This window comes from Rhodoferax sp. (assembly GCF_028715765.1).
In the GTDB taxonomy this organism is placed as follows: Bacteria; Pseudomonadota; Gammaproteobacteria; order Burkholderiales; family Burkholderiaceae_C; genus Rhodoferax.
Genome location: NZ_JAQURE010000105.1, coordinates 1 through 2,815 on the forward strand (window position 1 = coordinate 1; position 2,815 = coordinate 2,815).

Annotated in this window: 3 protein-coding genes; 1 reads left to right on the forward strand and 2 read right to left on the reverse strand. The window is 63.3% G+C overall.

Features of this window, described 5'->3' with window-relative positions:
* A partial coding sequence (locus PHT20_RS16560) for a YifB family Mg chelatase-like AAA ATPase (protein ID WP_301021396.1) occupies positions 1–923 on the forward strand: 923 nt, incomplete at its 5' end.
* A 93-nt stretch (positions 924–1,016) separates the two neighbouring features.
* Here the strand turns inward: PHT20_RS16560 and PHT20_RS16565 are convergent.
* The gene (locus PHT20_RS16565; RefSeq protein ID WP_301021397.1) at positions 1,017–1,820 is read right to left on the reverse strand and encodes a glycine zipper 2TM domain-containing protein; all 804 of its coding nucleotides are present in this window, start codon (positions 1,818–1,820) and stop codon (positions 1,017–1,019) included.
* 92 nt (positions 1,821–1,912) lie between these two features.
* Positions 1,913–2,815 (reverse strand): vitamin B12 dependent-methionine synthase activation domain-containing protein (locus PHT20_RS16570; protein WP_301021398.1); only part of this gene is annotated, 903 nt, incomplete at its 5' end.

Here is a 2,815-nt window from a genome sequence, read left to right on the forward strand (position 1 = left end):
TCAAAGGCCAGCTGGGTGCCAAACGGGCGCTTGAGATTGCAGCAGCCGGGGGCCACAGTCTGCTCTTGATGGGGCCACCAGGGGCGGGCAAGTCGATGCTGGCGCAACGCTTTGCCGGGTTGCTGCCGCCCATGACCACCTTGGAGGCGCTGCAAAGCGCGGCCATCGCCAGCCTGGGTGGGCAGTTCAAGCTGGAGCACTGGGCACAGCGCCCCACCCACCACCCGCACCACACGGCCAGTGCGGTGGCTCTTGTGGGCGGCGGCTCGCCACCCCGGCCGGGCGAAATCTCGCTGGCACACAACGGCATTTTGTTTTTGGACGAACTGCCAGAGTTTCCCCGCGCGGCGTTAGAGGCGTTGCGCGAGCCGCTGGAGACCGGGCGCATCACCATCTCGCGGGCGGCACGGCGGGCAGATTTCCCCGCCCGGTTCCAGTTGATTGCGGCCATGAATCCCTGTCCCTGCGGCTATTTGGGTTCCAGCCAAAAAACCTGCCGTTGCACGCCCGACCAAGTGGCACGCTACCAAGGCAAGCTCAGCGGCCCGTTGATGGATCGCATTGATTTGCATGTGGAGGTGCCCGCGGTGTCGCCGGCAGAGTTGATGGAGGCACCACCCGGTGAAGCCAGTGCCAGCATTCAGGCGCGCTGTGTGGCCGCACGAGCCCGCGCTATCGACCGCCAAGGCGTGCCAAACCAGGCGCTGCAAGGTCAGGCATTGGACGAACACTTGCTGCTAGACCCTGCAGCCGCCAAATTTCTCAACCTGGCGGCTGCGCGGCTGGGTTGGTCAGCGCGCAGCACGCACCGGGCGCTGAAAGTGGCGCGCACCATTGCCGATTTGGCCGGTGCGCGCAGCACCCAAGTCACCCACGTGGCCGAAGCCATTCAGTACCGGCGCTCGGTGCTGGCCAATGGCTGAGGATGTGGTGAGAAATAACTTCCCAAATCCGCCTCTGCAAACCTGGGTGTTATGACCTCCACTTCCTGAGATCAATGCGTTAGGCAAGCGCGCTTACCGCGGCAACAAGCTGCTGCCTTGCACCTGCACCTTGCTGCCCACGGCGGCGGGGACGCTTTGCCGCAGCAGGCGGTGGCTGCCGTCGTCCATGCGCACGCTGACATCGTAAAGGGTGGTTTTTTTCATTTTTTTCTCGACCGAATTGCCAGCCATGCCGCCACCTACGGCGCCCAAAATGGTGGCCAGCACCTTGCCATTGCCGTCACCCACCTGGTTGCCTACCACTGCGCCCAACACGCCACCGGCCAGGGCGCCAGTGCCGCTGCCTGTGCCTTCCACGTCAATCGGGGTCACGCTTTCAACTGTGCCGCAGTCTTGACACAGCGGCGCTTCCGGGGCGCGTGCCACGGCGGGCTCGGGGTTGCGTGGCTGCACCGCTCTGGGGCTGGCGCTGGGCTCGAAGACTTCTGTGGATCCTGAATAAGGAGTGCTTTGCGCTTGTTTGACGGGCGCTAGAGGCTTGTTTGGCATAGAAGTCTGTGGCCGGGTCAGCGTTGTGTTGTGGCTGGTATGGCTGTTGGCTTGGTTGTTGTGGGTGGCCAGTGGCTTGCTGCTGGGCGCCACTTGCGGTGCTAGCGCAGTTAAGGAGGGCAACGCTGGGGCGCTGGCTGCAGTTTCCGCCGGGGCACTTGGCGCGGGGAGCACGGCCATGCGCGGCTCGGTGGGTTGGCTTTGAATGCGGATCAGCGTGGCGCCCATGGCCAGCACTGCCACGCCCAATACGGCAATGGCCGCCCACAGGGGTTTGTTGCTGGCAGATGCAGTGGGCGCAGACAGTGGGGAGGTGGGGGTGTTCATCAAAGGAGCCTTTCTAAATAAGTCCGTACAGGCTCAACGCCGCGCCCGCGCCAGAGGCCGACGCGAGCGGTGTAACAGTGCGTAAAGTCCGGTTACAAATGGGGCGCCAGCAGCCGCTGCAGCTCACGCTCGGGCAAGCCACGGCGACTGGCCAGGTCTTTCAACTGGTCTTCACCGATGCGCCCAACATTGAAATAGCTGGCCTGCGGGTGGCTGAGGTAGAAGCCGCTGACGCTGGCCGCGGGAGCCATGGCCAGGCTCTCGGTCAGCGTCATGCCAATGTCTTCGCACTGCAGCAGGGCAAACATGTCTTTTTTGACGCTGTGATCCGGGCAGGCCGGGTAGCCGGGTGCCGGGCGGATGCCTTGGTATTGCTCGGCAATCAGTTCTGCTGGGTTCAGCGCTTCGGCGGGAGCGTAGCCCCACAGGTCGGTGCGCACTTTGCGGTGCAGACACTCGGCAAAGGCTTCAGCCAGGCGGTCGGCAATGGCTTTGAGCATGATGGCGCTGTAGTCGTCGTGCGCGGCCAGGAACCTGGCTTCATGCTTCTCGATGCCCAGGCCTGTGGTCACGGCGAACACCCCCACGTGGTCTGCAGCACCGGGTTGACCGGTTCGCGCTTGGTTTGATTTTTGTTGGTCTTTTATGCCTGTAGCGCTTGCTGCACTTGCATTAGCAGCTACTGATTTTGATGTGGCCAATGTGGGCGCCACAAAGTCTGCCAGGCAACGGTTGGGGTGAAAACTGCCGTCGTCCTCTTGCTCGCGTGCGGCTTGTTGGCGCAGACCATACCAGGTCAGCGCCACGCTGCTGCGGGTCTCATCGGCGTAGAGCGCGATGTCGTCGTCACCCACCCGGTTGGCGGGGTACAGGCCGACCACGCCATTGGCGGTGAGCCAGCGGCCCTCAATGATTTTTTTCAGCATCGCCTGGCCGTCAGCAAAGACTTTTTTGGCCTCTGTGCCCACCACCTCGTCGTCCAGAATGGCTGGGTA

Coding starts and splice junctions, on each gene's coding strand:
- PHT20_RS16565 (WP_301021397.1), bottom strand. CDS start 1,820: ATGAACACCCCCACCTCCCCACTGTCTGCGCCCACTGCATCTGCCAGC.